The 25,924-nt window shown below is 43.0% G+C and carries 28 protein-coding genes and 2 tRNA genes; 3 read left to right on the top strand and 27 right to left on the bottom strand.

The window, feature by feature from the left end; genetic code table 11:
* Positions 1-36 precede the first annotated feature (36 nt).
* Positions 37-933 (top strand): SGNH/GDSL hydrolase family protein, encoded by an 897-nt coding sequence (locus L870_RS0100970; protein WP_028516515.1) that lies wholly within the window; start codon positions 37-39, stop codon positions 931-933.
* A gap of 38 nt (positions 934-971) precedes the next feature.
* Here the strand turns inward: L870_RS0100970 and hisE are convergent, their stop codons facing one another.
* From hisE to pyrH, 26 genes are all read right to left on the bottom strand, one after another.
* Positions 972-1,310 (bottom strand): phosphoribosyl-ATP diphosphatase, encoded by a 339-nt coding sequence (gene hisE / locus L870_RS0100965; protein ID WP_028516514.1) that lies wholly within the window; start codon positions 1,308-1,310, stop codon positions 972-974.
* On the bottom strand, positions 1,310-1,660 hold the full coding sequence (gene hisI / locus L870_RS0100960; protein WP_028515665.1) for a phosphoribosyl-AMP cyclohydrolase: 351 nt from the start codon (positions 1,658-1,660) through the stop codon (positions 1,310-1,312). Before hisI ends, hisE begins: the two co-directional genes overlap by 1 nt.
* 17 nt (positions 1,661-1,677) lie before the next feature.
* A complete protein-coding gene (locus L870_RS0100955; protein WP_028516512.1) occupies positions 1,678-2,076 on the bottom strand; it encodes a cytidine deaminase family protein in 399 nt (132 codons plus the stop codon).
* Positions 2,077-2,079: 3 nt separating this feature from the next.
* Positions 2,080-2,835 carry an imidazole glycerol phosphate synthase subunit HisF gene (hisF, locus tag L870_RS0100950; RefSeq protein WP_019678610.1) on the bottom strand — a complete coding sequence of 252 codons (756 nt, stop codon included), beginning with the start codon at positions 2,833-2,835 and terminating at the stop codon, positions 2,080-2,082.
* 12 nt (positions 2,836-2,847) lie between these two features.
* Positions 2,848-3,414: a DUF1648 domain-containing protein gene (locus tag L870_RS0100945; RefSeq protein WP_028516511.1), complete on the bottom strand. Its 567-nt coding sequence runs from the start codon at positions 3,412-3,414 to the stop codon at positions 2,848-2,850.
* On the bottom strand, positions 3,407-4,132 hold the full coding sequence (gene hisA / locus L870_RS0100940) for a 1-(5-phosphoribosyl)-5-[(5-phosphoribosylamino)methylideneamino]imidazole-4-carboxamide isomerase (RefSeq protein ID WP_028516510.1): 726 nt from the start codon (positions 4,130-4,132) through the stop codon (positions 3,407-3,409). Before hisA ends, L870_RS0100945 begins: the two co-directional genes overlap by 8 nt.
* A gap of 22 nt (positions 4,133-4,154) precedes the next feature.
* Entirely contained in the window at positions 4,155-4,568 is a 414-nt protein-coding gene (locus L870_RS0100935) for a hypothetical protein (protein WP_028516509.1), read from the bottom strand.
* Positions 4,569-4,581: 13 nt separating this feature from the next.
* Positions 4,582-5,271 carry a tyrosine-protein phosphatase gene (locus L870_RS0100930; RefSeq protein ID WP_028516508.1) on the bottom strand — a complete coding sequence of 230 codons (690 nt, stop codon included), beginning with the start codon at positions 5,269-5,271 and terminating at the stop codon, positions 4,582-4,584.
* 12 nt (positions 5,272-5,283) lie between these two features.
* On the bottom strand, positions 5,284-6,063 hold the full coding sequence (locus L870_RS0100925; protein WP_028516507.1) for a P-loop NTPase family protein: 780 nt from the start codon (positions 6,061-6,063) through the stop codon (positions 5,284-5,286).
* Complete coding sequence (gene hisH, locus L870_RS0100920) at positions 6,060-6,665, bottom strand: imidazole glycerol phosphate synthase subunit HisH (protein WP_028516506.1); 606 nt, start codon at positions 6,663-6,665, stop codon at positions 6,060-6,062. The genes L870_RS0100925 and hisH overlap by 4 nt, the downstream gene beginning before the upstream one ends.
* Positions 6,665-7,246 carry an imidazoleglycerol-phosphate dehydratase HisB gene (gene hisB / locus L870_RS0100915; RefSeq protein WP_028516505.1) on the bottom strand — a complete coding sequence of 194 codons (582 nt, stop codon included), beginning with the start codon at positions 7,244-7,246 and terminating at the stop codon, positions 6,665-6,667. Before hisB ends, hisH begins: the two co-directional genes overlap by 1 nt.
* Before the next feature lie 11 nt (positions 7,247-7,257).
* Positions 7,258-8,316, bottom strand: coding sequence for a pyridoxal phosphate-dependent aminotransferase (locus tag L870_RS0100910; RefSeq protein WP_028516504.1), 1,059 nt, complete (start codon positions 8,314-8,316; stop codon positions 7,258-7,260).
* Positions 8,317-8,374: 58 nt separating this feature from the next.
* On the bottom strand, positions 8,375-9,154 hold the full coding sequence (locus tag L870_RS0100905; protein ID WP_028516503.1) for a hypothetical protein: 780 nt from the start codon (positions 9,152-9,154) through the stop codon (positions 8,375-8,377).
* On the bottom strand, positions 9,147-10,430 hold the full coding sequence (hisD, locus tag L870_RS0100900) for a histidinol dehydrogenase (RefSeq protein WP_028516502.1): 1,284 nt from the start codon (positions 10,428-10,430) through the stop codon (positions 9,147-9,149). Before hisD ends, L870_RS0100905 begins: the two co-directional genes overlap by 8 nt.
* Positions 10,430-11,059 carry an ATP phosphoribosyltransferase gene (gene hisG / locus L870_RS0100895; protein ID WP_028516501.1) on the bottom strand — a complete coding sequence of 210 codons (630 nt, stop codon included), beginning with the start codon at positions 11,057-11,059 and terminating at the stop codon, positions 10,430-10,432. Before hisG ends, hisD begins: the two co-directional genes overlap by 1 nt.
* Positions 11,056-12,252, bottom strand: coding sequence for an ATP phosphoribosyltransferase regulatory subunit (gene hisZ / locus L870_RS0100890; protein ID WP_028516500.1), 1,197 nt, complete (start codon positions 12,250-12,252; stop codon positions 11,056-11,058). Before hisZ ends, hisG begins: the two co-directional genes overlap by 4 nt.
* Positions 12,253-12,325: 73 nt before the next feature.
* Entirely contained in the window at positions 12,326-16,651 is a 4,326-nt protein-coding gene (locus tag L870_RS0100885; protein ID WP_028516499.1) for a PolC-type DNA polymerase III, read from the bottom strand.
* Positions 16,652-16,715: 64 nt separating this feature from the next.
* Positions 16,716-17,003, bottom strand: coding sequence for a hypothetical protein (locus L870_RS0100880; RefSeq protein ID WP_028516498.1), 288 nt, complete (start codon positions 17,001-17,003; stop codon positions 16,716-16,718).
* A 37-nt stretch (positions 17,004-17,040) separates the two neighbouring features.
* Entirely contained in the window at positions 17,041-18,078 is a 1,038-nt protein-coding gene (ispG, locus tag L870_RS0100875) for a flavodoxin-dependent (E)-4-hydroxy-3-methylbut-2-enyl-diphosphate synthase (protein ID WP_028516497.1), read from the bottom strand.
* 23 nt (positions 18,079-18,101) lie between these two features.
* Positions 18,102-19,016, bottom strand: a complete 915-nt coding sequence (locus L870_RS0100870) for a ribonuclease Z (protein WP_028516496.1) — start codon at positions 19,014-19,016, stop codon at positions 18,102-18,104.
* Positions 19,009-20,079, bottom strand: coding sequence for a M50 family metallopeptidase (locus L870_RS0100865; RefSeq protein ID WP_028516495.1), 1,071 nt, complete (start codon positions 20,077-20,079; stop codon positions 19,009-19,011). The genes L870_RS0100870 and L870_RS0100865 overlap by 8 nt, the downstream gene beginning before the upstream one ends.
* Before the next feature lie 16 nt (positions 20,080-20,095).
* Positions 20,096-21,259: a 1-deoxy-D-xylulose-5-phosphate reductoisomerase gene (locus L870_RS0100860; protein ID WP_028516494.1), complete on the bottom strand. Its 1,164-nt coding sequence runs from the start codon at positions 21,257-21,259 to the stop codon at positions 20,096-20,098.
* A gap of 104 nt (positions 21,260-21,363) precedes the next feature.
* The gene (locus L870_RS0100855; protein ID WP_028516493.1) at positions 21,364-22,242 is read right to left on the bottom strand and encodes a phosphatidate cytidylyltransferase; all 879 of its coding nucleotides are present in this window, start codon (positions 22,240-22,242) and stop codon (positions 21,364-21,366) included.
* Entirely contained in the window at positions 22,242-22,982 is a 741-nt protein-coding gene (gene uppS, locus L870_RS0100850) for a polyprenyl diphosphate synthase (RefSeq protein ID WP_028516492.1), read from the bottom strand. The genes L870_RS0100855 and uppS overlap by 1 nt, the downstream gene beginning before the upstream one ends.
* Positions 22,983-22,992: 10 nt before the next feature.
* Positions 22,993-23,547 carry a ribosome recycling factor gene (gene frr / locus L870_RS0100845; protein WP_028516491.1) on the bottom strand — a complete coding sequence of 185 codons (555 nt, stop codon included), beginning with the start codon at positions 23,545-23,547 and terminating at the stop codon, positions 22,993-22,995.
* A 36-nt stretch (positions 23,548-23,583) separates the two neighbouring features.
* A complete protein-coding gene (pyrH, locus tag L870_RS0100840; RefSeq protein ID WP_028516490.1) occupies positions 23,584-24,294 on the bottom strand; it encodes a UMP kinase in 711 nt (236 codons plus the stop codon).
* A 278-nt stretch (positions 24,295-24,572) separates the two neighbouring features.
* Between pyrH and L870_RS0100835 the strand changes: the two genes are divergently transcribed.
* Together L870_RS0100835 and L870_RS0100830 are read left to right on the top strand one after the other, a co-directional pair.
* Positions 24,573-24,661 (top strand) — tRNA-Ser (locus tag L870_RS0100835).
* Between the two features lie 35 nt (positions 24,662-24,696).
* Positions 24,697-24,786, top strand: a tRNA-Ser gene (locus tag L870_RS0100830).
* 71 nt (positions 24,787-24,857) lie between these two features.
* Here the strand turns inward: L870_RS0100830 and L870_RS18205 are convergent.
* Positions 24,858-25,748 carry a hypothetical protein gene (locus tag L870_RS18205; protein ID WP_051411318.1) on the bottom strand — a complete coding sequence of 297 codons (891 nt, stop codon included), beginning with the start codon at positions 25,746-25,748 and terminating at the stop codon, positions 24,858-24,860.
* Between the last annotated feature and the right edge of the window lie 176 nt (positions 25,749-25,924).

The following is a 25,924-nucleotide window of genomic DNA, read 5'->3' as shown; positions in this document are numbered from 1 at the left end:
AAAATTTTTCCACGTTTTACACAGGAAGTGTATCTAATGAAATACAAGCTTTTATTTCTGCTGAAATATCCTATGACGGCACTGCTTCTGATACTTTTATCGGTATGTCTGTCTTTCTGCCTTACCTCTTCTCTCGGACACGCAGAAAGAACACAGGATAACATATGCTGCTTTGCTGATACTATAAAATCTGCCGCGGATATATTAAATAATGAGTTTACCTGCCCTCCGACAACTGCAAATACCACTTCAGCGACCACTACAACCACAACTGTAACTACAACTTCAAAGTATGAGGTGTGTGAGCCCGAACGACTTGCAGGGCAGTCTCCCAACAGCAAGTTCTATCAAGAGCGACTTGCAATTGCAGGCGACTCTATAACTCTCGGATTATGTTACTATGGTTTTATTCCCAATATGCACAATATTGCAGCCGACTCTGTATCAATGTGGAATCTTGATTACTTTACATTTGACCTCGGCGGCGGAGAAATGGGAATGGTCGATGCCATAGATTATGTACACCCAAGACTGCTTTATATGTCTGTAGGTATGAACGATGTAAATCTTAACTATCCCGATCCATACGTAGAGCGATACCGTGAGGTCATAGAAGAGCTTATAAAGCGTATGCCTGATATAAATATCGTTGTCGCCGCAATTACACCTGTAAGCTCTTACTGCAATGTTGTGCGGAACGATATCATACGCGAATATAATGCGGCACTTAAAGATATGGTAATGGATATGGATCTTCCGCAGGTAGTCTTTTTCGATACATACTCAGTAGTATGTGATAATGAGCAGAATCTGAAAGATGACTATTCATCAGGTGACGGTATGCATCTTTATATTCCATGCTACAATAATATCCTTACAGCATTGTTTGATTTCCTTGACACCACTGATTTCAAGCAAAGACTCGGCGGATAAAAATTCAAGCCTGAGAGTTTAACCTCTCAGGCTTTTCATCATGTATTCTTGTCAACTTCGTGGAATTTCTTGAGATTGCCTATTTTCTCGTTTCTTTCATCAAGAACTCTCTCAACGTCAGACCAGTCAAGTCCCTGATTTGCACAAAGTACCATTACGTGATAGAGAAGATCGTTTATCTCGTTCATAAGCTCATCGTTGTCGCCGTTCTTTGCTGCGATAACTGTCTCTGTAGCTTCCTCGCCTACCTTCTTGCATATCTTATCTACACCTTTTTCAAAAAGGTAGCAGGTATAAGAATTTTCAGCAGCAGTTCCATTCTCGAACTGCTTTTTTCTTTCCTTGATAACTTCAAAAATTTCCTGATAAACTGTCATTATTCATTCTCCTCTGTATTATATATTTCATTGAAAAAGCAACTGTAGCTGCCTGTATGACAGGCAACTCCCGTCTGCTCAACATTTACAAGCAGTGTATCGTTATCACAGTCGCCGTATATAGAGACAACCTTCTGCAAATGTCCCGAAGTTGCACCCTTGTTCCAGTACTCCTGACGGGAACGGCTCCAGAACCATGTATAGCCTGTTTCGAGAGTCTTTTTCAGGCTCTCCTTGTTCATATACGCAAGCATAAGAACTGTTTTTGTATTGACCTCATAGCATATCGCAGGGATAAGTTCACCCTTTACGAAGAATTTGTCAAGGTCGTTCATGTCTATCTTTATCATTGTTTTTACCTTTCGTTTCAATAATCTATCCACCAGTTTGGAGTTATTTCTCCCAGTTTTATTACCTTGCCGTTTCTGTAATCGAGCATTATCTCGATATCCTTGTAGCTTTCCGGCATCAACTGTACCATAAGCTCACGGCAGGCACCGCATGGAGCTCCTTTGCCCTCTCTCGGCGAGATACACAGTACCTTGTCGATCTCATTCTCACCGTTGGTTATCATGTTGAATATGGCGTTTCTCTCCGCACATATTCCCAGCGTTGAACAAGTGTCGATACATACGCCTGTGTATATTTTACCTGACTTGCTGAGCACAGCCGCAGATACTTCACCTGCCGTAACATACTCAGATATACGCCGAGGTGCAAGCACAGTTTTAGCCGCCGCATACATTTCTTCCCATATCTTTTCCATAGCTTATCTCACTATTACGCCCTTTCCACGGCAGTAGTCCTTGACTTCGCCGACAGTAAGCTCCTTGAAGTGAAAAAGAGAAGCAGCAAGAGCAGCAGTAGCTCCTGTTTTCTCAAACACCTCATAGAAGTCGTTTATCTTGCCTGCTCCGCCGCTGGCGATAACAGGTATAGAGCAGTTGTCGCATACAGCTTTCAGCATAGGGATATCGAAACCTTCTTTTGTGCCATCGGCATCAATGGAGTTGAGACATATCTCACCTGCTCCAAGCTTTTCGATAGTGTGTACCCAGTCGATAAGGTCAATGCCCATATCTTTTCGTCCGCCGTTTATATAAACAGTCCACTTGTTATCAGCTATCTTCTTTGCGTCGATACCTACACAGATGCACTGACTTCCGAATATGTCTGCACCGTCCTTTATAAGCTGCGGATTCTGTACAGCCTGAGAGTTTACGGATACTTTATCAGCACCTGCTCTCAGAGCTTCGCGGATATCGTCAACTGTCTTGATACCGCCGCCGACTGTAAGCGGTACGAATACCTTCTTAGCTGTATCTCTTACTACATCGAGGAAAACTCCGCGTCCCTCAAATGAAGCAGTTATATCATAGAATACTATCTCGTCTGCGCCCTGCTTGTTGTACTCCTCAGCACACTCCACAGGATCGCCTACATCACGTACTCCCTCAAAATTTACGCCTTTTACTACCTTGCCGTTTCTTACATCAAGGCAAGGGATTATTCTCTTTGCAAGCATTTTCTCACTTCCTTAAAAATTGTTCTTTATTATAACTACGAATATTACCACTGCAATTAATAATAACTCAGCAGTGATTATATACTTTTTAGACTTTTTCAGTCTGACTTTGCTGTCAGCTGCCAGAAAAGCTCCTATTATTATCAATAATGGCAAAGTCTGTAATTCCCTTATAGGTAAGCCGAAAGTGAACATTCTCGTCTGGTGTATAACACAGTGCGCCCATATGGTGTAGAACACTGACCAGAACAGCTTCATTGCGTCAAGAGCTGCAATGAAAGTTATCCTGATGAACCTGTAATCTTCTTCAATTAATTTCTTGCCGATACGCTTTATCTTTCCGGCCGCTATCTGAGCTAATGTGAATATCCACGTAAGTCCGAAACCTGCCATAAACGGGAAAAAAGCCAGCCATTTTGAAGCGTAAACATCAAATTCGTTATCCTCGCCGTAATGTATGCCTATCTGTTTTGGAAAGTTCCTGTAAACCGACAGCATATACACTAAATACACAGCAAGCATACCGAATGAAATGATATTTACTGCTGTATGAAGCTTTTTAAAAGCCTTTTCATTCATTTGAATACTCAATTGCTTCCTTGAGATCTAAAGTTCCCTTGTATATGGACTTTCCGCATATTGTACCATAAAGTCCCATTTCCTTGCAGGCAACGATGTCGTCCATTGTATGAACTCCGCCGCTTGCTACGATATTGGCTCTGCCCTCAGTAGCGTCTGCAAGCTTTTTGAGCTGCTCGCGGTTTACGCCTGAGAGTGTGCCGTCTTTGGAAATATCAGTGAAAATGAAGTACTTCACGCCTGATTCTATCATCTTGTTTGCAAGGTCGATATAGTGTACATCGGAGCTTTCCAGCCAGCCCTCTGTAGCTACCATTTCGTTCATCGCATCTATCCCTACAACTATCTTTTCACTGCCGAATTTCTCAACAGCTTCACAGACAAGCTTGGGATTTTTCAGCGCTACTGAACCGAGTATCACCCTTGTGATACCCATATCAAGATAAGCCTTTATAGTCTCAAGACTGCGGATACCGCCGCCAAGCTCTACCTTTAAGTTAGTTTTCTCGGCAACATCGGTATATATCTTTGTGTTGACAGGTCTGCCCTCTTTTGCGCCGTCAAGGTCTACCATGTGTATCCACTGTGCTCCTGCCGCCTCAAAGCTCTTTGCGGTTTCAAGGTAGTCGGAAGCTACCTTTTCTACTGTGGAAAAATCGCCCTTGAAAAGGCGGACACAGTTGCCGTCCTTTATATCTATTGCGGGAAAAATTATCATATTAGTCCTCCTATTTTGATCTTTAGCGGTAAATGGTCTTGTCCTTTACCTGATCGTCACACTTTATCTCAACCGTTCCTTTAGCGTGTTTAAACTTCATTTTTACAACATATCTGCCTGTTTTATCAGCAGTAAAATAAGTATCTGCATCTTTGATATTACTTATGACCTCGCCCTTTTTTTCGCCCTTACAGGTAAATGAGACCTCTGCCTTACCTTTCTCAATATGAGCGTCAAGGTGAAGCTTTTCGCCTGTTTCAAGCTGAAATTCAATTACTTCTTTTCCGTTGAAGGTATAAAAATCAGAATAGTATCTTCCTTCAAAAAAATGTCTGCCCTCACCTTTGAAAGTATATACATTGTCCCATATCAAAAATCCTGCCAGACCGGCTGCCAAAATCGCTCCTGAAATTTTTTTCAATGTTTTTTTCTTCATTTTTTCTCCTGTATCATTTTATAAGTTTGCTGCGTATCCTTTCAATATGGCCGATGGACAATCCTATTCTTTCAAAATAGTTTTCTACAGTGCCGAAGCGCTTTGTAAAAAGGTCAATAAAAACGTTCATACTCTTTTCATTTGCAAGGACGATATTCCTGTCCACCTCGGGGTGAGCTGAAAGAAATGCTTCGAGCCTTTTGCGGTTGTACTCGCGGCTGATGACATAATCTCTGACTATTGACTCTCTGTCAGTTCCGCAGGTCATAAGTATTATTGCACTTACTACGCCTGTTCTGTCTTTTCCTGCCGTACAGTGAAAAAGAACACCCTGCTCTGCTTCTGCAAGGACTTTCATCACCTTCGGCATATTTTCAGCAGTCGCTATATTCATATATGACACCGGTACAGCCTCAAAACTTTCGGGAACACTGCTTCCCTCAATTATCGGGAAGTGATGGTATTCAAACTCTGAAAGCTCAGATAATTTATTTGGAATCTTTACTCTCTCCGCTTCTGTACGCATATCGATTATAGTCGTTATATGAGCTGAAATAAGCTTCCTGATATCATCAGCCTGCGGAGAAGAAGGTACATCGCTGCGCCAGTACACATTATTCTCCGTAATACTGCCGTCAGCTGTTTTGAAGCCGCCAAGCTCACGGGTATTATACGAGCTTGAAAGCATACTCTTATATACCATGATAACATTCCCTCACTTTAACTCTGCAAGTATGTCCGAATACGCTTTGTTCCAGTCTTTCTGCGGATCGTCAAGAACACTGCTGCTGATATCAAGTCCGCTGAGAATATCCAGTTCACGCCGCTGTCTTTCTTCAAGTGCAGATATATATCCGTCAAAACCTGTTAGTCCAAGACTTTTGCCATACTCACCGTTACAGTGGTAGTCGATGACTGCATTGAGCCACTCTTCTCCTCGTTCAACGGAAGCCCTTTTTACGCTTTCGTAAACTTCACTGTTTTTGAGATATACTACAAGCGGCGAAAAAGACTTTATTATTTTGCAAATTTCAGCTATATATCCAACAGAAACCGACTTGTCAAAGCCAAAACGCATCATAGTCTCGCACATGGGATTCTGCAAAAGCACACAGTTGAAAACATATCTGCCGCCGTCATTTTTAGCTGCAAATTCACGCCATTTATCAAGCATTACAGCACGTTCGGTCTCCCACGGAAGAAAATCGTATATCTTGTATTGCAGAAGCTTATTGAATAGCTCTCCGCTGAATTCTCCGAGACTAACGATATTACCGCCTGACTTTTTTACAGTATGCCGAGCTATCTTTTCACGCTCGTCTGATGTGAAACTTTCAAGCTGGTTATCCGTCAAAAATGCATGAAACTCATAGTCCGCAGGATGATCGCCCGTGCCTTCGTCAATGAAAGTCATATCAAGATGCTGAGCAATAAATCTTGCAGTTGTACTCTTCCCCGAGCATGGCAGTCCTTCGACTATGATGAGCTTGTTCATTTAATAAGTCCTCCAAAGCTGCGGAGAATTTTAAGTCCTGTTTCGCCGCTCTTTTCGGGATGGAACTGTGCGCCGTATACGTATTTTCCGTCGTAAACAAGTGCAGGCACTCTTCCGCCGTATTCAACATACGCAGCTATATTCTTATCCTCACAGTGAGCCTTGTATGAATGAACAAAGTAAACATACTCGTTGTCGCCTACATTTTCAAGAAGCGGACAGTCATTGAGCTTTTCGAGCTTGTTCCAACCCATGTGCGGGATTATAAGCTCGGGCTCTTCCATTTTTCTTACACTGCCGCCGATAAGTCCAAGACCGTCACATTCCTCGAATTCATAGCCCTTTTCAAATATGAGCTGCATACCGAGGCAAATACCGAGGAAAGGCTTCTTCGTTGCTTCTTCCTTGATAGTGTCCACAAGTCCTGTAGCCTCAAGCTTTTTCATTGCCGCAGGAAATGCTCCGACTCCGGGAAGTATAACAGCGTCCGCAGACTTTACGGACTCCTTGTCGCTGACAAGCTTACTTTCAAGTCCGAGGTAGTCCAGAGCGTTCTTTACGCTGAAAATATTGCCTGCGCCGTAATCAATTATAGCTATCATCAGAGAACTCCTTTCGTTGAGAGAGTTGAACCGTCTGAATTTTCTGTCACAGCTGTTTTAAGTGCATGAGCAACTGCCTTGTATACAGCCTCTGCCTTGTGGTGGTCATTTGTGCCGTAGAGCAGATTAATGTGCAGAGTCATGCCCGAATTAAATGCGAATGCACGGAAGAACTCCTCCGTCATGCAGAGATCGTACTCACCACAGCTCTGATTTGTAAAATCGCAGTTGAATACAAGGAAAGGTCTATTGCTCAGGTCAAGGCTTGCCATTGCAAGAGACTCGTCCATAGGTATATATGCCGTACCGTAGCGGACGATTCCCGACTTTGTACCGAGAGCCTGTCCTAAGGCAGCTCCGAGAGCTATGCCTGTGTCCTCAATGGTGTGGTGACAGTCAACGTGCAGATCACCCTTGACTTTGACAGTCATGCTTATGCCGCTGTGTACAGAAAGAGCTGTGAGCATATGGTCGAAAAATCCTATTCCTGTGTCGATTTCAGCCTTACCCTTTCCGTCAAGTGTAACAATTACCTTTATCTGAGTCTCTTTTGTATCTCGTTCGATAGTTCCTGTACGCATACTAACCTCCATTACTTACTGAAGTACCTATCAAGAATGCTTATAAACCGTGCATTTTCAGCTTCTGTACCTGCTGTTATACGGATAAAGCCCTTGAACTTCCTTATTGCGATAGAGTTTTCCAGCATAAAGCTGTATATCTTTTCAAATTCGTCTGTCTTTATTAATACGAAATTCGTGCATGGTTCGTATATCTTCTCAAAGCAACTGTACTTTTTATCTATTTCAAGGATATCGCCGTAGAGCTTCTTTGTATTTGCAACGATTATATCGCGGCACTCCTTAAGATATTCCTTTTCGCTGAGAATGTCAGCAACGATAGTCTGAGCAACTGTATCATTGTTGTATGGTGACTTAGCTGCACGGAGCGCGTTGGTTATAGTCTTGTTTGCAACTGCAAAGCCAAATCTTACTGCTGCAAGTCCTATAGCCTTTGAGCAAGTCTTGAGTATTATAAGATTGTCATAATTATTGACCTCTGAAAGTATGGACTGATCCCAGAAGTCCATATAAGCTTCATCAAGGATAACGAGTACATCGTCAAGTGACTCGATTATCTTTCTGACAGCTGCTTTGTCCAGACCAAGTGATGTAGGATTGCAGGGATTTGAGAAGATGAGACCCTTTGCTCCGTTCTCCTTGCAGAATGCAATGAGCTTATCGGGATCAATTGTAAGATCAGCTTCCTTCTGATATGTTGCTACTTTGACTTCATAAAGCTGAGCGTAAAACTCATACATTGAGAAATCGTGGGATACATTTACGATAGTATCTCCAGCCTCAAAAAAGCAGCCCTCGATTATGCTGATAAGCTCGTCAGAACCGTTTCCCGAACTGATAATCTCTTCGGGAATATTGTAAAGCTCTGAAAAAGCCTTGTTTGGAGCTTTTGCAAGGCAGTCGGGATAGCGGTTGAAGTCTATCTGAGATATGCTTTTGTTTATCTTCGCTTTGAGCGCGTCATTGAGATTGAAGCAGCTCTCATTTGCGTCGAGTCTTATGTCATAGTGTCCCGTGATTGGGTCATAAGGCACTAAATTTACCAGCTTTTTATTAAGTTTGTAACTCATAATATATCCTTTCCGAAAAACACCTATAGGGCAGCTGTTTTTCAAGCCGCCCCATAAATTATCCTAAATGTGTAAACTCTATCATATTTTCAGCCCTGTTGATTATGACTGCACCGCTGTGTGGGTGATTCCAGTAATGGACAGCAGAAATAACATAAACTGTCGCATGATCTTCACAGCCCTCCCAGAAGCCTTCATCATAAGCAACTACAAGTGAGTTATCTCCTTCAAAGACAATTTCTGCCTGAGGACTTACTTCTTTTAATTCTTTATGCCACTGACCATTAAAATCTGCAAGTGGGATAGTGTATATCGCCTGAGCTGAATATTCATTTTCATACTGTTCAATCTGCTGCGCCGAAGTCTTGAAATGTACACGGAAATGTCCTGTTCCCTGCATCATACTCGGTAAATACTCGATCTTATAATCGCTTATTTCTTCGGGGAGTTTATCGGGAAAGCAATCGAAGCTTCCATTGTTCATCATATCAACATATTTCAGCTGAAACCCGTATCTCCATCCCATTTGTGAAGAAAAAGGACTCGGTAATAAAAACATAATGCTTACAATAAATGCCCAGAAAATATTTCCGAATAATGCAAGCCCAAAGCCTTTTTTTCTGCCTTTTCTGATGCTCTGCATAAGAGCTGCCGCCCACACTGCCACAAATATCAACTTGATTATCCCTACGCCGATAAACACAAGGGAAAATACTGTTATTAGTGTAAGTATTAGAGCGAGAACAAGAAAAAATAGATCGGCGATCCTGTTTCGTCTTATTGCCTCTGCTTCATATCCGTTCTCAGGCACAACTTCATAAGGCTTCAACTTATTCAAATCTTACCTTTATAGCGTTAGCGTGAGCGGTAAGTCCCTCGCGCTCTGCAATAAGAACGATATCGTCCTTAGCCTGTCTGAGAGCTTCCTCAGTGTAGTAGGTATATGCAGTACGCTTTGTAAAGCTTGCAACACCTAAAGGCGAGAAGAAACGTGCAGTACCGCTTGTAGGAAGAACGTGGTTTGGTCCTGCATAGTAATCGCCGAGAGGCTCGGAAGCATAGTGACCGAGGAATATAGAACCTGCGTTGTCAAGACTTCCAAGAAGCTCAAATGGATTTTCCATAAGGACTTCAAGGTGCTCGGGAGCTATCTCATTTGCAAGTTCTACACACTTTTCGCGGCTGTCAGCAATAATAATAGCACCGTAATCCTCAAGGGATTTCTCAATGATATTCTTTCTTGAAAGATACTCTTTCTGACGCTCTATCTCCTTGATAGTGCCGTCAGCAAGCTTTTCACTGGTAGTTACCATAATTGCGGAAGCAAGCATATCGTGCTCAGCCTGTGACATAAGGTCGGCAGCTGCGAACTTAGGATTTGCAGTATCATCTGCAATGACCAGTATCTCACTTGGTCCAGCTATCATGTCGATATCAACTACACCGTAAAGAAGCTTCTTTGCAGTAGCAACATAAATATTTCCCGGACCTACTATCTTGTCGCACTTTGGTATCTCTTCTGTACCATAAGCAAGTGCAGCTATAGCCTGTGCACCACCTGAGAGGAATACCCTGTCAACTCCACAGATAGCAGCTGCAACAAGAATATCCTTGTTGGGAGTACCGTCCTTTAATGGCGGAGTTACCATGATTATCTCCTCAACGCCTGCAATCTTTGCAGGGATAGCATTCATGAGTACGCTTGAAGGATAAGCAGCTGTACCACCCGGAACATAAAGTCCTACTCTGTGCAGTCCGCGCACACGCTGCCCCATGATAACACCGTTTTTCTTGGGAGAGATGAAGCTCTGCTCAACCTGTCTCTGGTGGAAATCGGCGATATTCTCCTGAGCATTCAGCAGTGCGTCAACAAATTCCTGATCTGCTTCTGTGAGAGCATCATTTATGACCTCACGGGGAACTTCATAATACTCAGGAAGATTTCCGTCAAATTTAAGTGTATAATTCTTAACAGCTTCATCGCCGTTATTCTTTACATTCTCGATAATCTCCGATACAACTTCCGTTACCTTTTTGTTTGTCTCGCCGCTTCTTTTTTTTAAATCGTTAAGAAAAGCAACTTCGTCAGTACCGTTAGCGAATATTTTCTTCATTAAAGATTCTCCTCTATAAGTGTGATAAGTCTGTCTATTTCAGCGTGTCTCATTTTGAGACTTACGGTATTTGCAATAAGTCTTGCAGAGATAGGTGCAACGTCCTCGATAACTTCAAGTCCGTTTTCCCTTAAAGTAGTACCTGTCTCAACGATATCAACGATACCGTCTGCAAGCTCAAGGAGAGGAGCAAGCTCAACAGAACCTTCAATCTTGATTATCTCTGTATCCATGCCCTTTTTCTCAAAGAAGCTTCTTGCAACATTAGGATACTTTGTAGCGATAGTCTTTATACCATAGCCACTGTAAAAATCGTAGCCCTTCTTCGTAGCAAGTGCGAACTTGCACTTTCCAAAACCGAGATCAACCAGTTCGTAGAACTTTCCCTTCATTTCCATGATAGTGTCCTTGCCCACAACTCCCATATCACAAACACCATGCTCTACATAGGTGATAACATCGTTTGCCTTTGCAAGAACTACTTCAAGATTTGCGTCAGGTACAGGAAGTATGAGCTTTCTGCCTTTATCACGTACAGCAGTACAGTCAAATCCAAGCTTTTCAAGGAGACCTACCGTATCTTTTTCAAGTCTGCCCTTTGTAAGAGCCATTCTTATAGGCTTATTCATATATTGACCTCCTTGCTTTCGCCGTCTATAACAACTACCTTTGCTATCTTCTTTTCCATTGCATAAGCACGTACACTGTCAAGATCGTCAAAAAGTGCATTCTCAACTATCATGCCCTGATCACGAAGCTCCTTTGCAGCTTTAAGTGCAGCCACCTCGCAGCCTTCCTCAGCATATACAATAACGTCGGGTCTTGGCTCAGCAGGAAGAACATCGCTCTTTTCCATAAGCTTTGCAACTGCATTGATATTTACTGCAAAACCGATAGCAGGTACATCATATCCGAACTCTGATATAAGCTTGTCATAGCGTCCGCCTGAGAGAACTTCCTCACCGTGTCCCTGTAAATAGCCCTTTATGATAAGACCTGTATAGTAGTCTGTTTTATTGACAAGTCCGAGATCAACTGTAATAGAGCCTTCGCCGCCGCAGAGCTCGGAAGCGTCTGTGTATATTTCTCTGAGTTCATCAAGTATACGCTTGATATTGTCATCAGGCATGAGCTCCTCAGCCTTTTCAAATACTTCCTCACCGCCAAAGAGTGCAGGAAGCTTTTTAAGTGCATTTGTAACAGGTGAATTTCCGAAGCTGTCAAGGAGATCGTTGAGTGCAGGGAAATTCTTGTTTTCGATAAGCTTTCTGATGCTTTCCTTGTCATTTTCTGAGGCATCGAGCTTTCCTACAAGCTCCTTGAAAATACCGATATGACCGAGTTCAAGCGAGAACTCCATACCGAATGAGCTGAGTGAATCAACAGCTGTTGATATCACTTCAAGGTCTGCTATCTTGAGCTGTGAGCCTATAAGCTCTATACCAGCCTGTACCACTTCATCGCTTCTGCCCTTGAGAGACGGCTCAGTAGTGTATACAGCCTGAGCATAACAAAGCTTCAGCGGAAGTTCTGCATCTCTGAGTCTTGTTGCAACTATTCTTGCGATAGGCATAGTTGTATCAGGACGCATTACAAGCAGTCTGCCCTTGCTGTCAGTAAGCTTATAGAGGTTTTCCTGTGGAAAATAACGCGAATTAAGGTTGAATACATCATAAAATTCAAGTCCGGGAGTAATTGTTTCATTATAACCGCGGCCCTTGAAAATCCCCATGAGGGTGCTTTCTATATTTCTTCTTACGATACACTCTCCGAAGAGCAGGTCTTTCGTACCCTCGGGAGTTATAAGGTCATAGTTTTTCATGTGAACCTCCTCGTTAATCACTTTAGTCTGCTAACATGATAATATGATAACATATTACTAAAAGAAAGTCAAGTCAAAAGAACGACATTTGTGTGGATTCGGGCAAATCACCAAATGCGCCTATGCTTTTCAACATATCTATTGTTGTTTTTGACGCACCGCTCTCCTGCTGGAATTCCTCAATAGACATAAATCCGCCCTTCTGAACAGCTTCGTAAATGCCCTTTGCAGCGTTATCTCCGACACCGCTCATTGCGGAAAAAGGTATTCTCAGTTTGCCGTCCTCAACAAGATAATCGGTAGCGTGTGATTTGAACAGATCAATGGGCAGGAACTCATATCCTCTCGACATCATCTCATTGGTAATGAGCAGGATATCATACAGTGCACTGTCCTTGTTGGTCTTGTCGTTGCCCAGTGCCTTTATCTCCTCGATCTTTGCACGAACTGCCCCTTTGCCCTTTATAGCAAGCTCCGCATCGAAGTCCTCACCTCTTACGGAGAAATACGTAGCGTAGTATTCAAGCGGCATATGCAGCTTGAACCAGCCCAGCTTTATTGCAGCGATAACGTACGCAGCCGCGTGAGCCTTCGGGAACATATACTTAATCTTCAGACAGCTCTCGATGTACCATTCAGGTACATTGTGGTCGCGGAGCATCTGTATTATCTCAGGTGTGAACTGCTTTGGAGCTTTACCCTTACGTGTCCACTCCATTATCTGGAACGCCATTTTCGGCTCTACGCCTTTATATAAAAGGTAAGTCATAATAGAGTCACGAGTTCCGATAACGTCTGAAATTGTACATACGCCGTTATCTATAAGGTCTTTCGCATTGCCGAGCCAAACGTCGGTACCGTGGGAAAGTCCCGATATTTGCAGGAAGTCGCTGAACTTTGTGGGCTTTGCGTCAAGAAGCATCTGTATGGTAAAGCCTGTACCCATTTCAGGTATACCGAGACTTCCCGTCTTACAGTATATCTCCTCGGGGGTTACGCCAAGCACATCACAGTTGGTACACATACGTATAACATCGGGATCTGATGTAGGAACGTCCTTTATCTTGATGCCTGTTAAGTCCTCAAGATGCTTGTAAAGTGTAGGTACAACGTGTCCAAGTTCGTCAAGCTTCAATATGGTATCATGAAGTGAGTTGAACGTGAAGTGAGTCGTAATAATTTCGGAATCCGCAGTATCGGCAGGGTGCTGAACGGGAGTGAAGTCGTATACATCGTAATCCGACGGAACAACAACCATTCCGCCCGGGTGCTGACCTGTAGTCCTCTTGATTCCGGTACAGCCGATAGCAAGACGGCTCATTTCAGCATTGTTTAGTGTTATACCGTTTTCCTCGCAGTATTTCTTTACATAGCCGTAGGCTGTCTTTTCAGCAACTACGGATATAGTACCCGCCTTGAAAACGTTGGATTTACCGAAAAGCTTTTCGGTGTAACGATGTGCCCAGAACTGATATTCATCGGAGAAGTTAAGGTCTATATCAGGAGCTTTATCGCCGTCAAATCCGAGGAAGGTCTCGAATGGGATATCGTGTCCGTCTCGGTTCATGTCCTTTCCACAGTCAGGACACTTTTTAGGCGGCAGGTCAAATCCCGAACCATAAACACCGTCCAGCAGGAACTCACTGTGCTTGCAGTTAGGGCAGACATAGTGCGGCGGAAGCGGATTTACCTCCGAGATACCTGCCATAGAAGCAACGAATGACGAACCGACCGATCCTCTTGAACCAACAAGATAACCGTTGTCAACCGAGTTCCACACAAGCTTCTGCGCGATGATATAAAGCACTGAAAATCCGTGCTTGATAATAGATGAAAGCTCTCGGTCAAGTCGCTTGTCAACAAGCTCGGGAAGCGGATCACCGTATATCTCATGTGCCTTGTCGTGAGTTATCTTTACAAGCTCTTCCTCAGCGCCGTCGATAGTAGGCGTAAACGTTCCCTTTGGTATAGGACGTATAACCTCTATCTGGTCTGCAATGGCATTGGTATTGGTAATAACTACTTCCTTTGCCTTGTCCTCACCCAGATATGCAAATTCAGCTATCATTTCCTCGGTAGTCCTCAGATACAGCGGAGCCTGCTCCTCTGCGTCCTTGAAGCCCATGCTTGCAAGGATTATCTTACGGTATATAGCGTCCTTTGGATCTATGAAATGAACATCGCAGGTGGCACAGGTCGGAATACCAAGCCTGTCACCCATATCAACGATGTATTTATTGAATTCACGGAGCTCGTCATCGTCCCTTGCAACGCCCTCACGCACCATGAATGCATTGTTGCCTATAGGCTGTATCTCAAGGTAATCATAGAACCTTGCAAGATTGTCGATATAGTCCTGATCGCGTATATCAAGCATCGCCTGAAAAAGCTCTCCTGCTTCACAGGCACTTCCGTAGATAAGTCCCTCTCGATGTTCGATGAGCTTGGACTTTGGGATAAGAGGCTTTTTATAGAAGTATTCAAGGTTACTCAGTGATACAAGCCTGTAGAGATTTTTTAGTCCTGCCTGATTGCGTACAAGTATGATATGGTGATAGCTTTTCAGCTTTTTGATCTCTATTTCATCAACAAGTATATTCAGCTGCTGTATAGACTTGAAGCTTCTCTCGCTTTTAAGCCTGCCAATAAGCTCTATATATATTTTTGCAAGCATAAGAGCATCGTCTGAAGCTCTGTGGTGGTCGAATTTTCCGAGTTTGAGCTGTTTTGCAACGAGATTGAGCTTATGACGTCCCATTTCGGGAAGCATAGACTGACACATAACAAGCGTGTCCACCCATGTATACGGGAAGTCGATATTCTGACGCTTCTTCACCTGATTTATCATGTTGGTATCATAACGGGCATTATGAGCAACAAGCACTGGCTTGTCTCCGCAGAACTCCATGAACATACGCAGTGCTTCCGCTTCATCGGGAGCATTGGCAACATCTGCATCGCTTATTCCTGTAAGCTCCGTTATCCTCTCTGGAATATGAAAACCGGGGTTTACCTTTGTATTGAAGCTGTCGACTACCTGTAAGTTTTTCAGCTTTACAGCACCTATTTCAGTGAGTCGGTCATTACGGAAGCTGAGGCCCGTTGTCTCAACGTCGAATATGATTATCTCATCATCAAAGGAGCGGTCATCGTCGCCGTAGACTACCATATCACGCTCAATATCGTTGACAACATAAGCCTCCATTCCGTATATCGCCTTGAAGTTCTTAGGCATATTATACATACAGTCAGGGAAAGCCTGAACGTTTCCGTGATCGGTTATCGCCATAGCCTGATGTCCCCATGCTGCAGCTCTGTTGATAAGTGTAACAGGATCGGTAACAGCGTCCATTGCAGACATATTGCTGTGACAATGGAGCTCGACGCGCTTCTCGGGATAGTTGTCCATTTTCGGTACGCGCTTTACTTTGATAAGAGAATTTGCGGATATAACAATATCTCTTGCATATGAGTCGTAATCCAGCTTACCGGAAACGAGCAGTGTGGCTCCACTCTTTATAGAGCCCAGCTTCAGCTCCTCTACCTCTTCATTCTTGGCGAATATCTTAACCTTGAGTGAACCGCTGTAGTCTGTGATATCATATGTAACTACAGTCTTTTCGTTGCGGACTTCCTTAAGCTCGGAAGCAAATACATCTCCCACAACAACGACTCTTTCGCCAAGTCGCTGTACTGCTTCGCAGATCGGTACAGGCTTTTCACGTATAGCCTTGCCCTTGACTATCTCTGCGGACTCTGCATCAAAGTCTTTGTCAAGTGCGGTAACATCAATAGTTACAGTCGGGATAACCGACTTCATCTCCTCGGCTCTTATCTCGTCGGGAGTCTTGTCGGGAATGAGCTGACTACTGTAATCAGGCATATCAGCTTCAATACGCTCGATCATTTCATCGAACTGCTGTGCACTGACATTGTTCTCTCCGTCAAGAACGACCTTGACTTTCACGCCGAACTGATTATATATCATTCGTGAAAAATACAGGCAGAAGTTATACCTGTCAAGGATATCCCTGCCGCCGTGTACGATCTTTATACGCAGTTCTCCGTTTCCGAGAGTTACTTCCGCATCGTCGAGAAAGCCGTTGACTACAGGGATATCACGCTTCAAAAGCTTCAGAAGCTCACTGTAGCATTCCATACCGAATTTCTCAGACGGATAGCGCGGAGCAAGTCTCACCTGCTCCACCTTTATAGCTGTCTCCACAGCCTTTTCAAACCCGAAGATATCATCAGCGGGCACTATATCACCGAAATGCGCATGAAAATGTATCCTCTCGAGATTTTCACTGTAAGTCAGCTTGAATATCTCACCGCAGAGTATACTTTCAGGCAATTCAATTGCATAGTCCTTGAGAAAATCGGATATTTTTATCTGCATCGGTCAAACGTCCTTTTTTTAAATTCAACAGGGGGCGGATATCATCTGCCCCATAGTTATTACGTTACTCACTTTTGTTGAAAGCCTTTTTTAAACCTATAGCGATCACATTAACTACAGTGATCCCAACAACTAAAATAAAAATTTCAGCTGTATATCTAAGTAATTTATTACCAATAAGTTCTTCCAATCCTATGATATCTGTTACTATAAATCCTAAAACAAGTCCTAAAAAAGATAAAAAAGAGTCTTTCCAATCAAACTTATGGGGCTTTTTTATCTCTTCCTTCATGGTCTCATTTATCAGCTTTTTATTGTAGTATTCCTGTTCTTTTTCCTTTGTGTATTCCATGACTACTCCTCCGTTTAGCTGAGCAATTAAAAACTTATCAGAGCTTGTCTATCTCTGCAAGAAGCTCGGGAACTATATCCTCTTCACTTATCTTACGCTGAGTACCGTCTTTTTTGAAAATGATAGCACAACCGTCACCGCCTGCGATTCCAACATCGGCTTCACGTGCTTCTCCCGGACCGTTTACGATACAGCCCATAACTGCAACAGTTATATCCTTGTCCATATCCTTTACAGCTTTCTCCACCATTTTTGCTGCCTTAACAAGGTCTATACGAGTTCTTCCGCAGGTAGGACATGAAACTATCCTTACGCCGCCGCGCTTGCCGATGCTTTTGAGTATATCCTTTGCCGCAGCTATCTCACGGATAGGATCATCGGTAAGAGATACTCTTATGGTCTCGCCTATACCGTCACAGAGAAGTGAGCCGATGCCTATTGCGGACTTGATAAGTCCCATACGCTCTGTACCTGCCTCGGTAACTCCGAGGTGAAGCGGATAACTGCACTTCTGTGCTGCAAGTCTGTATGAAGATATCATCTTATTTACGTCCGAAGACTTTATGGAAATAACGATATCGTTAAAGTCAAAATGTTCCAGCATAGCTGCGTGTCCCATAGCGCTTTCAACAAGAGCTTCTGGAGTCGGTGAACCGTACTTTTCAAGTATCTCCTTTTCAAGAGAGCCTGAATTTACGCCTATACGTATAGGGATATTTCTTGTACGGCAAGCATCTACTACAGCCTTTACCCTGTCCATACCGCCGATATTTCCCGGATTAATACGTATCTTGTCAACACCTGCGGCAGCAGATTCAAGCGCAAGCTTATAGTCAAAATGTATATCTGCAACAAGCGGTATCTTTACAGCTTCCTTGATCGCAGGGATAAGCTTTACAGCTTCCATGTTCGGGATAGCTGCCCGGATTATCTCGCAGCCTGCCTTTTCAAGCTCAACTGCCTGCTTTACACTGCCCTCGATATCGTCCGAGCGCATATTCAGCATCGACTGTATATAAATATGCTTTCCGTCAAGGACACAGTCCCCGACTTTTACAGGTCTGACATTTCTCATATTATTCCTCCATAAGATGTAAATTACAATGTGATCTTTTCACCGTCAGCCGATATAACGGTATCAGGAAAAATCTGTCTGAGCTCATCTGAATACGCAGAAGGCTCTTTTTCAGCAGGACTGTAGTGTGTGAGCCACAAACGTTTTACTCCTGCCCTTTTTGCTATATTACAGGCATCCTGCATGAGCATATGATGCTTTTCGTTCATTGACTCTTTTTTATCGCAGAGTCCGTACATTCCCTCGCATATAAAAAGATCGGAGTTTTCTGCAAAACGAACTATATCATCAATCGGGAGGGTATCCGTGGTATAAGTTATTTTCAGAGGCGGTCTTTTTTCACCTGTTACAGCCTCAGGCGGAATTATCCTCCCATCACCGAGAATAACTGTTTCACCGCTGTGAAGCCTTTTCCACATCTCCACGGGGATATCCAGTTCCTTTGCCTTATCAGGCATAAAAACAGGCTTTTTTTCAAGAATAAGACTGTAGCCAATACAGCCGACTCTGTGAGAAAGGGGCAGAGTCTTTATTGTAAGCATAGGGTCTATCATATCAGCTGTAATCTCATACGTTCTGTCCTCGGGAATAATATGCAGACGCACCTCATACGGCAGTCCGCCACATATGCTGACAAGCTTTTCAATAACAGAGATACAGCTTTCGGGAGCTGCGATATCAAGAGGTGCAGTACGCGAACAGTTACCTAAAGACAGGAGAAGCCCCGTAAGTCCCATAACGTGATCCGCATGGCAGTGAGTAAAAAGTATAAGCTCGATCTTACTCATTTTAAGGTCGTGCTTTGCAACAGCTACCTGTGTCCCTTCGCCGCAGTCTATTAGCACAGCTTTTCCGTTATACTCGGCATAAAGACTCGTAAGGAACCTATCCTTCAGGGGCAGCATACCGCCTGTTCCGAGAAGGCATACGTCAGCCATTTTTGCCTCCTGTAATAAGAGTAACTATATCATTGTATGTTGCAAATATCATTATGCCGAAAAGAAGCACCATACCAGCAAGGTGGACATATCCCTCATGTTCAGGCTTGATAGGCTTGCGGCGTACAAGCTCAATGAAACAGAAGAGAAGTCTGCCGCCGTCAAGTCCCGGAATAGGAAGAAGATTGAAAATACCTACGTTTATGGAGATAAGTGCCATCATGTAAAGGAGATTGAAAATGCCGTCCTTTAAGCTTTCAGACTCTTTGGCAGTCTCATTGATAGCCGAAACTACTCCTACAGGACCTGATACATCTTCCTTCTCAACCTGTCCTGAGAAAAGCTGCTTCAGCGAAAGACCAATGATATGTGTCATGGACATGAATTGTCCGCCGCTTCCCTGCAAAACAGTGATGGGATTTTTATTCATGTATCTGACAGCAAAATCCACAAACTTTCCGCTGCCGTCCTTTATTCCGAATGCTACATCATCAAGCTTTATTCTTTCACCGTTTCGCTTGACAATTACTTCATGTCCTTCATGCTCCTGCATATTATAGAAAACATAATTGAAATCAAGGATACTGTACACTCTTGTACCGTCAACAGAGATTATCTTGTCGCCTCTTTCAAGACCTGTGTCAAGGCTTTCAGCGTAATAGGTTACATCTCCATTCTCTTCCGCTTTTGCAAATTCTCTTACTGTAGTTGTCGGAACTCCGTCCATCATACTTACATAAATTATTATAGCCACAAGACCGAGAACAAAATTCATTCCCGCACCTGCAACAAGTACCACCATTCTTTTCCAGAGCTTGGCATTTCGGAAGCTTCTGGGATCACTGTTGGTAGCATCTTCGCCTTCCATAGCACAGTAACCGCCAAGGGGAAGCAGTCTGAGAGAATACTTTGTCTCGCCCTTCTGTTTCTGGAGCAGCTTCGGTCCCATACCTACCGAAAACTCCAGCACCTTTATTCCGCTGAGCTTTGCACAGATAAAGTGTCCGAACTCATGCACGGTAACTATCAAACCGAAAATTATAATTGCAATTACAACACCCATGTAGTATGATCCTTTCTCAAACAAGAGCAGCTTTAAATTTTATCTGCTCTCTTACAAATGCTCTTGCAGCCTTGTCTGCTGCCATAACATCTTCATAGCTTTTTATATCCGATATCCGGAAATTTTCAAGTACCGATGAAACAATCTCGCCTATCTCCACGAATTTTATCTCATCGTTCAGAAAAGCTCTTACAGCCTCTTCATTTGCGGAATTAACAAGACACGGATAAGCCCCGCCGCGTTTTATAGCTTCTATAGCTGCTGAAAGACACTTGAATGTTTCATAGTCAGGCTTTTCAAAGGTCAGCTTTCCGTAATCTGTAAGTGAAAGCCTTCCAGTAGGACACGGCATTCTGTCTGGATAAAGGAGAGCGTACTGTATCGGTATCTTCATATCTGGTACACCGAGCTGAGCAATGACTGAATAGTCATTATACTCCACTGCGGAATGTACAACGCTCTGACGATGAACAACTATCTCTATCTGCTCGGGAGCAAGGTCAAAAAGCCATTTGGCTTCGATGAATTCAAGGCCCTTATTCATAAGTGTAGCAGAGTCAATGGTTATTTTATTGCCCATCTCCCAGTTAGGGTGATGAAGAGCCTGTGCCTTTGTGACTTTTTTTAGTTCATCGTAACTTCTGCCGAAGAAAGGTCCGCCCGAAGCGGTAAGTATTATCTTGCTCAGCTGTGAACGCTTATTTCCCTGTAAGCACTGGAATATAGCGGAATGCTCGCTGTCTACGGGATATATCCTTACTCCTCTGTCGGCTGCCGCTTTCATTACCAGCTCACCGCCTGCAACAAGAGTCTCTTTATTGGCAAGAGCAAGGTCTTTTCCTGCATCTATTGCTGTAAGCGTTGGAAGAAGGCCAACCATGCCCACAACAGAGTTGAGAACAATATCTGCTTCTTTCAGAGATGCAAGAGTACAAAGTCCCTCCATTCCCGAATAAAGCTTGACATCCATATCGGAAATGCGGCTTTTAAGCTCACTGTACTTTGCTTCATTGTATATGCAGGCATATTTAGGACGGAATTTTCTTATCTGCTGCTCAAGAGCCTCGATGCTGCTGTGAGCAGCAAGAGCTGCCACATTTATGCCATGCTTTTCGCAGACCTCAAGAGACTGCGTACCTATGGAACCTGTTGAGCCAAGTATCGACACAGTTTTGTCCATTGTTTTTTCCCCTTTTCACGGAAATATCTTCCCGTAAGATTTTATGATAAAATTCACTATAAAATGCGAAATGGACTATCCATGAATAGTCCGTTTCAGCAATATCACTGTACGCCAAATAAGGCGATGAATACATAGAATGTAGGTAGCACAAAAAGAACGCTGTCAAAGCGATCCATAAGTCCGCCGTGTCCCGGCATTATCTTGCCGTAATCCTTAAAGCCTATCTGACGCTTTACCATTGACGCAGAAAGGTCGCCCACAGTGCCTATAACAGCGCAGACTGCACCTGTAATAAATGCAATAGCGGCTCTCTTTGCTGTAAAGCCGTAATAGCAGGAAAATGCGACAGTATAAGCTATAGCAGTTGTAAGGATACCTCCAACAAGTCCCTCGATAGTTTTCTTGGGGCTTATCTCAGGGCAGAGCTTGTGCTTACCGATAGCAACGCCTGTGAAGTATGCTCCCGTATCTGCTATCCATGCGCCGCAGAGTCCCATAACGAGCAGGAACAGTCCGCTTTTGGGATCATAGCGTTCCATGCGCACCATTGTAGTCATAGCCTGCGGAACGAGTATCATTACAGCAAGTACAAAGAATACCTGCTCATAGCGTATCTCCTTGTGCTTTTTAAGCCATGTTATGAATATAACAAAAGCACAGAGAAGCATTATGCCAAATACATATATTTTATATTTATCCTCATAACGCCATGAAAGGAACTCAAAGCGTCCCGGATATTCAACTCCCATAACGCTGATCTTTGTCAATATGCCATAAAGGATCGGTTCAGCTATACCGCAAGCCTCTGCTGCCAAAAGTATCGGGAGACACTTATGGAGCTTCACTGCACGAAGCAGCTCAAAAAGCATTACTGCGATTATTGCTGCAACTGCTATGGGCAGAACTACAGTATCGTGAAAGAAAAGCACTATACCGATAAGAACAACGCCTACAGCTCCCGAAATTATACGTGTAAGCATCACACACCTCCGAAGCGGCGGTTTCTGTTTGCATACTCAATAAGTGCCTTGTCAAGCTCGGCAGGTGTGAAATCAGGCCAGAGCACATCTGTGAAGTAATACTCCGCATAAGCACACTGCCAGATAAGGTAATTTGAAAGTCTCAGCTCACCGCTGGGACGAATAAGCAGGTCAACATCAGGTATACCTGCTGTGTAAAGCTGGCCTGCCACAGCCTGCTCGTTGATGTCCTCAGGACGTATCTCGCCGTTTACAGCCTTCTGCGCAAGTATCCTTGCGGCATGGGCTATCTCATCGCGTCCGCCGTAGTTTACTGCCATCATTAGAGTCATTTCGTCATATTTGGCAGTATCCTCCTCAAGGCGTATCATTTTCTCCTGCAAATCCTCGTCAAAGGCAGACTTGTCGCCGAGAAATACCATACGTGTATTCTCGCTGAGGAAGTTTCTTACATCAACGATATAATCACGGAAAAGCTCCATGATAGTATTTACTTCATCGGAAGGACGCTGCCAGTTTTCTGTTGAAAAGGCATAGAAGCTGATATTCTTCAGTCCGATGTCCTTACAGTAGCGGACTATCTTCTTGAACTGCTTTGCACCCTCACGATGGCCGAAGGAACGTGGCAGACCACGCTTCTTAGCCCATCTGCCGTTTCCGTCCATAATAAAGCCTACGTGCTCGGGAAGCTTCTCGGGCAGCGTAAGCTCAGATTTTTCTTTTTTTCCGAATAATGCCATATTTCACCAATTAAACTGTCATGATCTCTTTTTCTTTATCAGCGACCATTTTATCTACATCAGCACACATCTTGTCAGTAAGATCCTGTACCTTCTTCTCGCAGTCCTTGAGATCGTCCTCTGTGATCTCTGAATTCTTCTTCATAGCTTTGTACTTTTCCATTGTATCACGTCTGATAGAACGTACAGTTACCTTACACTCTTCACCATACTTCTTGATGCTCTTGCAGAGTTCCTTACGGCGATCCTCAGTGAGCTGAGGGAAAGCAAGACGGATAACATTGCCGTCGTTTACAGGCTGGATACCGATATCAGATGCCTGTATTGCCTTTTCGATAAGCTTGAGTGTGGACTTGTCCCATGGCTGGATAACAAGTATTCTTGCCTCTGATACAGATATAGCTGCCATCTGGTTTACAGGTGTAGCTGCTCCGTAGTAATCTACCATTACCTTGTCAAGTACTCCGGGATTTGCTCTTCCTGCACGGATAGATGCAAATTCGTTTCCGAGTGCATTAAGGCTTTTATTCATCTTTTCCTTAGCGAGATTAAGCTGTTCTTTCATTTTTATAACATTCCTTTCAGTGTAAATTGTCGTTTATCAGTCTTCAGATACAACTGTACCTATATTCTTGCCCATAATGGCATCATATATATTATCAGGACGGCTGAGATCAAATACCAGCATCTTCATGTGGTTATCACGGCACATAGCTGCCGCTGTGCTGTCCATTACGCCAAGATCATCACCGATGACCTGTGAGAAAGTAAGTGTCTCATACTTCTTGGCATCATCGTACTTATGTGGATCCTTATCGTATACACCGTCAACAAGTGTTGCCTTGAGGAGTATATCAGCCTCTATCTCTACCGAGCGGAGAGCAGCTGCTGTATCAGTTGAGAAAAACGGGTTGCCTGTTCCACAGCCGAATATAACTATTCTGCCCTTATCGAGATGTCTTACAGCTCTGTTGCGGATATAAGGTTCAGCTATAGCTGACATCTGAAGAGCAGTCTGTACTCTTACAACACAGCCAAGTGACTCAAGTACATCTGCAAGTGCAAGTGCGTTCATTGTAGTTGCGAGCATTCCGATATGGTCTGCACGTGTCCTGTCCATAGCTCCGCTTGAACGGCCTCTCCAGAAGTTTCCGCCGCCAACTACGACTGCTACCTGAGCACCTACGTCACTGCACTTCTTGATGCTCTTACATATATCAGTAACTACATCATAATTAAGACCAGTTTTATTGTCGCCTGCGAGAGCCTCGCCACTGACCTTTAATAATACTCTTTTATACTTTGGTTCCATATAAGCACCTCACAAAAAATTATCTATAGTTTATTTTACACTAAATTTAATAATATGTAAAGTACATTTTCCGAAAAACCCGAAAAAATTCCTCTGTTTTTTCTGAAATCACGAATTTTAAGCGGTCAAAATATTATTCAACGCACCGCCTTGTTAATCATTAACAAAAATGTTGAAAATTTATTGTTACAACTTTTTCTGATTTTTTCTTGACAACTTCCCCTCATCGTGATATAATATAAAAGCTGATTCAAGCAGCGACAACAAAACACAAAAATGGAGAGGTATCGAAGCGGTCATAACGAGGCGGTCTTGAAAACCGTTTGACTTAACGGTCACGTGGGTTCGAATCCCACCCTCTCCGCCAATTTTTTTATCGGTGAGTTTCTCGCTCGTCGGTTTGCGGATTTACCCAAGTGGTGAAGGGGCTCCCCTGCTAAGGGAGTAGGTCGGGAAACCGGCGCGAGAGTTCAAATCTCTCAATCCGCGCCATGCCTGCATTCTTTGAATGCAGGTTTTTTATTTTGTATAAAAATTCCCACCTCAATTGAGGTGGGATTCATTTACTCAGATATCTCTACTTTTATTTTTATAAGCTTGTTTTCGAGTTCAGAAGCATAATTTTTTAATCCAATTCGTTGATATGAACTCAAATCCTTAGACAAAAACACTTCTAATTTTATTGATTGCAGATTTTCGTCTAATTCATCAATTTCGTTTTTAGTAACACCACGGTCGAGTCTGCATTCAATATCACGCATTTTTCTCATATATCTACGATATTGTATTAGCCCTGTAGGTTCCGAATATTCGTTTATTACATTTTTATTACTTTCTCCTTTATCTTCAAGCCTTTCTAATCTAACGCTCATACTTCGAAGCATATTAAAAATCTGTTCTTCTTTTGATACTTCAGAATTTTTTGTTTCAGCCTTTAGTAAATTATATGTAGAAATAAGCGAAGATGGCATTTTTCCTTCATAGGTCTCTTTTATAGCTTCAGCTATTATTTTCTGATCTTCCTGGACTTTTTCATATATTCTTTCGCTGCTGTATTTAACTGTACTAATTGCGGATACATCAAATATTCTCTCAGTTACATCATCCTGTATAAGCACAACAGGTTTATCATACGCCTGTCTAATTCCAAGTTCATACATCACGTTTGGTTTTCTTCCGCTCAGATCACATATAGCCATATCACATTCAATAATATTTTTCCATATCTTGTCAATAATAGAATCGCATATCTTATCTTCATCTACCCTTTCTGGTTCAAAACCAGCCATTTTTATAGCAGGCTTGATAATGGTATTATATACTTTTTGAAAGTGATCCGCCTCCTTATAACTTGGAGGTGTAGTAAACGGCATAATTACAAAGCACTTTTTCTGTTCAGTACTTTTTTCCTCTTTTGATTCTTCTGCTTTTTTTCTGTTTCTTGGTTCCGACATTTTATTCAGCTCCTATCAATTTTATGATAATTAATAATATCACATATATCGACAAATAGCAACTTTTTTTATCTTTTTCAGTTGATTATACAAATCAGCAGCATCTAATTTGCTGTTTCTTACAAAAGAAAAGCCCCTCCATACGGAAGGGCTTTTCATGGTAGTAGAAGTTCTGT

This window comes from Ruminococcus flavefaciens ATCC 19208 (genome assembly GCF_000518765.1).
GTDB lineage: Bacteria > Bacillota > Clostridia > Oscillospirales > Ruminococcaceae > Ruminococcus > Ruminococcus flavefaciens.
This window is presented reverse-complemented; position numbering and strand designations above follow the sequence as displayed.